At 56.0% G+C, this 4,854-nt stretch carries 7 protein-coding genes and 1 tRNA gene; 5 read left to right on the forward strand and 3 right to left on the reverse strand.

Annotated features, from left to right (window positions below; all coding sequences use genetic code 11):
- Positions 1-59 precede the first annotated feature (59 nt).
- The 3 genes from H6G62_RS25995 to H6G62_RS26005 form a co-directional block, all read right to left on the reverse strand.
- A tRNA-OTHER gene (locus H6G62_RS25995) sits at positions 60-179 on the reverse strand.
- Positions 180-185: 6 nt separating this feature from the next.
- Positions 186-440, reverse strand: a complete 255-nt coding sequence (locus H6G62_RS26000; protein ID WP_190500599.1) for a hypothetical protein — start codon at positions 438-440, stop codon at positions 186-188.
- A gap of 2 nt (positions 441-442) precedes the next feature.
- Positions 443-661, reverse strand: coding sequence for a helix-turn-helix transcriptional regulator (locus H6G62_RS26005; RefSeq protein ID WP_199325258.1), 219 nt, complete (start codon positions 659-661; stop codon positions 443-445).
- Positions 662-824: 163 nt separating this feature from the next.
- On the opposite strand from H6G62_RS26005, the gene H6G62_RS26010 reads away from it, so the two are divergent.
- The 5 genes from H6G62_RS26010 to H6G62_RS26030 all read left to right on the forward strand — a co-directional run.
- Positions 825-1,112, forward strand: coding sequence for a hypothetical protein (locus H6G62_RS26010; protein ID WP_190500603.1), 288 nt, complete (start codon positions 825-827; stop codon positions 1,110-1,112).
- Positions 1,113-1,184: 72 nt separating this feature from the next.
- Positions 1,185-1,358 carry a hypothetical protein gene (locus tag H6G62_RS26015; protein WP_190500605.1) on the forward strand — a complete coding sequence of 58 codons (174 nt, stop codon included), beginning with the start codon at positions 1,185-1,187 and terminating at the stop codon, positions 1,356-1,358.
- Positions 1,359-1,361: 3 nt separating this feature from the next.
- Positions 1,362-1,673, forward strand: coding sequence for a hypothetical protein (locus H6G62_RS26020; RefSeq protein WP_190500607.1), 312 nt, complete (start codon positions 1,362-1,364; stop codon positions 1,671-1,673).
- Between the two features lie 462 nt (positions 1,674-2,135).
- Positions 2,136-2,393, forward strand: coding sequence for a helix-turn-helix domain-containing protein (locus tag H6G62_RS26025; RefSeq protein WP_190500608.1), 258 nt, complete (start codon positions 2,136-2,138; stop codon positions 2,391-2,393).
- A gap of 59 nt (positions 2,394-2,452) precedes the next feature.
- Positions 2,453-4,854, forward strand: a 2,402-nt coding sequence (locus tag H6G62_RS26030; RefSeq protein ID WP_190500610.1) for a VapE domain-containing protein, incomplete at its 3' end; no start/stop codon positions are given.

Below are 4,854 nucleotides of genomic sequence, written 5' to 3' on the forward strand. Positions count from 1 at the left end.
CGCTAGCGGCCTGAATGGTGATGTGCCTGAAACCCTTGCCCTAGGGGCTGAAACCCTTATGGACGTAACTGGACTCGAACCAGTGACCCCCACGATGTCAACGTGGCTCTGAATGTCCGTTTTTCAATGCTTTCGGGCTTCGTTTTTGGGCTTTACACACAAACTGCCCACAAACGTCCCGTTTTTTAGCTTCTCAGCAGGAATGTGATCGCACTGACCACCAGGGCCACGGTGGCCGAGATGAGCAAGGTAAAGGCCAACTGCACCACCCACCGCATACCTTGCTCATAGTTCTGTAGACGGTCGTTAAAGCGCTCGACCTGCTGACTGAGTTGATCCACATCGGCCTTGATGTCGCCCAAGCCCTGGGTGACTTGCTCAAGCTGCCCTGCAATGGCGGTTAGGGTTGGCTCTGGCGTGGGCTGTGGGGTGGTGGCCATGGTTATTCCTCATCGCTCTGCATGAGCGGGTCTTCGGTTTGGTAAAGGTCTGAGGTATCGCACTCCAAGACATCGCACAGTCTGGAGACCTTAGCGAGTGTCTCTATGAAGGCTCTGTTTCGTTCCCAGTTACGGATGGTTGACGGGTCTACCCCAACGGCGTCAGCAAGCTGTCGTTGGGTTAGTCCTGCTTTCTTGCGAAGCTCAGCAATCTTAGACACGTAAATCTCTCCCATGAAGGCTTTACTAGCACAATCTTAGCGCTATGTTCATCACGCTAATAAATTGACTGTGCTAACTTATTCGCGCTAGAGTTTGAGCGTGTGAGGGGCGATATCCGTTGCCATCGTCCTTCACGGGTTCTTCAATCTGTCGAGGAAAACCATGTCCCAAACCATTAACGACCTGCGCGATCGCTACCTCAAGGCCATCCCTGGTGGCTGTTCACCGTCGCTTGAGGAAATCAGGAATCAGTACATCAAGGTCTGGGGTGATGACCACTGCAACCCCGATGAAGATCTTGACTATTGCGCGGATAAGTTCTCATCTGCCGAGTTAGTTGTCATCGGCAAGGTGTTCCTCGACCTGGCTGAATGGAAACTAAGTTACGGCTCGGAAACTCCGGGGGTAACTCGCGTAACTCCAGTGGTGGCGGTGGATTCAGCCGCTTGAGTTCGCCAAGTTTCCCAAGTTTCCGAGTTTCCCAGAGTGCCCAAAATGCCCTTTATCGAGAGGTCTAGACCGATGAACGACGATGCCTTGGCCGATTCAAACCAGCGGCTAGAGAAGGCGCTGCACTGGCTCAACACCCATGACGATGAAGTCTCTAATGCCGATGCCCGACTGAGGATGATCGTGGGCATCCTGTGGGCCAAGGTGCAACGGCTGGAGAACGACCTACCCCGCAAGCCCAGGTGAACCATGAAACACGACCTCGACCGCCTTGCTTTTGACCTACAGGCCGCTATCGAGTCTTACCAGCGTGCGGCCATGCTCCTAACGACGGCTCTGGCTGTCATCGAGGGCCATGGCCTAGGGGGGACAACGCTGGCTAATGTGGCCCTGCCTCAGACCCTAGCGCTGCTGATTGACGAGGCACTGCTAAAGGCTGAATGTGGCCGCGACCTGGTGCAGGTGTGGGGTAATCGGCTCGATGAACCCACCGCTGAAAGCCCAGGGGTGGGTTCAGCGGTGGCGATCCTTTGTCCCCAACGGCCTAATGAATGTGCATAACAACTCATAGATCAGGAGTAGACCATGTGGAAAAACGGCAAATCACGCGCCCATTATTCAATGTGGAAATCAACCGGGGACGCTTGCGAAACGCTAGGGATGACGCCGGATCATCTCCGCAGGCTGCGAGATGCGTGCTTCAAGGAGGGTGTTCACTATCGCAACATCGCCCGACCACAAGCAGCTCGCCCAACCTATCGGTGGCACGTCGCCAAGATAGAGAAGCTCCTGAACGAACCACAGGAATGCAGAGGGGTCTAGCCCGTGCCCTACGGGCCACACTCGCGGCCATCGTCTTGGTTTTGCATGGCGCTTAGTTTCGCTGCGTATCTCTTGAAATTGCTAGGAAAGGCTTAGCCTTTCCGGGAATTAAAACTGATTGATACTGCGTTTACAGTACGGCTATACGCCCCACGAAGCGCTACCACCAAGGGCCACCACCACCCAGCAGGAGACCACCCCATGCCCTCACCCTTCACCACCACTGCCCAGCTTGCCAAGCTGATGAACGTGTCTAAATCCTTCCTTCGTGAACTCCGGGAATCGGGGGAATGGAAGCAGGGCGTTCACTGGATCTACCTCAACCCTGACCACCCCCGTAGCGGTATCCGGTACAACACCGCGCTGTGTCTGAACTGGTTGGCTTGTCGGGGCATCCCTGGCAGCCATGAGCAAGCCATCCGGGCCTATCTGGAATCCCTTGCCCCAACCATCGCCTAGACCGTGCCAACAAAAAACCGCGCTCCATGGGCGCGGCTGTAGTTCATTAAGGAAATCTAATGAATTCATTTTCTATTCTCTCTCATCTCAATCAACTTGTCCCCGTTGAAGGGAAATCCACGGCCACCACGGGGGAATACCACTGCCCGGTGTGCAATGCCGAAAACTTCAAGGTTGACCTCAAGACCGGGAAATACAACGCCTTTGGCTGTGACTGCATGGCCACCGCTGCCGGAAAGCAACGGGTGATCGACGCCATCAGCCCAGCCACCTGGGAGAAACCACCCCGCAAGGCTGACAGCCACACCTACACCTACGACACCCTAACCAACGGTGTGGCCGAATCCATCGCCCAGGTGTGTCGCAAGGATGACGGCCAAGGGCACCGACAGTTCTATCAGCAGCATTGGGATGGCCACCGATGGGCCAAAGGCTTGCCCGACGATGTGAAGGCCGCTGTTCACCTGTTCCGCATCTTCTGTTCGGTGAATGAGAGGGCCAAGGGTGGCCGGATCTTCCTGGTCGAGGGGGAAGGCAAGGTGAACGCGCTGTTATCAAAGGGCATCCCTGCGACCTGCGCTATCGGTGGCGCGGGCAAGTGGAAACAGTATGGCTACCCCAACTACCTCGAAGACCTGAAAGGCTACCAGGTGGTGCTATGCCCCGACCGTGATGAACCAGGGGTAAAGCATTGCGAGGAAATTGAAGCCGACCTGGTGCAGAACGGCATCACGGTGGCGGGGTGGTGCTACGCCTTTCCAGAGTCGTTCCTATGGCAACGTCTACCCAAATCAGGCGGCGCTGACGTGGTGGACTGGATTGCAGACGGGGCCACCAAAGAAACCATCCTCGATGCGGTAGAACCTCGACGCCTAGCCCAGCCGCCAGAGCCAGAGCCGACCGATGACCAGGGCTTTGACCTCGAAGAGCGCCATTGCTCCATGCGGGTCAACTACCACCGCGTGAAGCAGCAGGTGGGTGATCGCCTACGGTTCAACCAACTCACCAAACGAATCGAACTTGACGGTGAAGCCCTCGACCTCGATGACCTACAGGTGAGCTTGGCTGTGAACCACAACATCCAAGTGCCTGATGCCCAGTTTCAGAAGATCGTCAGCAACATTGCCAGAGACAACGCCTACAGCCCCGTAGCGGAATACCTTGACCAGGTGGCCCAAACCCACGGCAACAGCACCGCCATCCTCGACGACCTGGCCACCCGCTACCTGGGCACCGATCACCCCCTCCACAACACCTACATCCGCAAGACCTTGATAGCTGCCGTAGCCCGTGCCTATGTGCCCGGTTGCCAAGTCGATACCGCTTGCATCCTGCAAGGTGGGCAGGGGGATTTCAAGTCCACATTCTTCAAGACCCTGGCGAGCCGCGAATGGTTTGACGACTCCATGGGCAGTAGTTCAGACAAAGATGAACGGCTCAAGCTGCACATGGTGTGGTTTGTGGAATGGGCCGAACTAGAAGCCGTCTTCAAGCGCAAAGACGTTGCCACGGTGAAGGCGTTTATCACCTGTAGCCGCGACCTGGTGCGCCCTCCCTATGGCAGAGAAACCAAGGAACTAGACCGCCCCTCTATCTTCGTGGGCACCACCAATGAAAAGGAGTTTCTAGCCGACTCCACAGGCAACAGGCGGTTTTGGGTCATCCCGGTTCGGCGGGAAATCGACACCACCACCCTGCAACAGGAGAGGGATGCTATCTGGGCTGCTGCCGTAGCCGCCTACCGAGCGGGTGAAAAGTGGTGGCTCACCAAGGAAGAACAGGCACAAAGCAACGAACTGAACCAGGAATACGCCATGCAAGACCCCTGGCATGAGGTGGTGGCCACCTATGTCAGCAGCATGGATGCCTCAGAAGTGACCACTAAGCAAATCCTTGATCACGCTCTACGCATTGACCTCGACAAGCAGGACAGAAGGGCACAAATGCGGGTGTCCACCATCCTCAAGCAGTTGGGGTGGACAAGCAAACTGAAACGAGTCGGTGGTGTGCCAACCCGCATTTGGTTCTATGCCAATGAAGAGAAAAAATCTTTTTTTGGGGAAGTAGGTTGTTACGGTTGTTACGGGGATTCAGAAACAACGGAAAATCAAGGGTTTGAGGGCGTAACAACCTCCGTAACAACCTCCCCAGAGAGGTTGTTACAGGTCGTTACGCCTACCCCTGAAACAACCCCAACGGTGACGACCTCACCCCCTCGTAACAACCCCGTAACGACCCGTAACAACGGGGGGTTGTTACACCTAAACGACGGCATACCAACGGTTTCAGGGGGGTGTAACAACCGTAACGACCTCCAACCCCAACCTTTAGAGGATCTTCGTTGGCCCCATGTTGGTCAGCCCGTGCGTAAGGTGGGTAAGCGGGGGTGGCGGGGTGAAATTGTTCGCATGGTCAGCACCACCCACGTCGATGTGCAGTGGGCTGGTGACAAACACCCCTC

It is taken from the genome of Phormidium sp. FACHB-1136, assembly GCF_014697375.1.
GTDB lineage: Bacteria > Cyanobacteriota > Cyanobacteriia > Phormidesmidales > Phormidesmidaceae > Nodosilinea.

Coding starts and splice junctions, on each gene's coding strand:
- H6G62_RS26025 (WP_190500608.1), top strand. CDS start 2,136: ATGCCCTCACCCTTCACCACCACTGCCCAGCTTGCCAAGCTGATGAAC.
- H6G62_RS26015 (WP_190500605.1), top strand. CDS start 1,185: ATGAACGACGATGCCTTGGCCGATTCAAACCAGCGGCTAGAGAAGGCG.
- H6G62_RS26010 (WP_190500603.1), top strand. CDS start 825: ATGTCCCAAACCATTAACGACCTGCGCGATCGCTACCTCAAGGCCATC.
- H6G62_RS26020 (WP_190500607.1), top strand. CDS start 1,362: ATGAAACACGACCTCGACCGCCTTGCTTTTGACCTACAGGCCGCTATC.
- H6G62_RS26000 (WP_190500599.1), bottom strand. CDS start 440: ATGGCCACCACCCCACAGCCCACGCCAGAGCCAACCCTAACCGCCATT.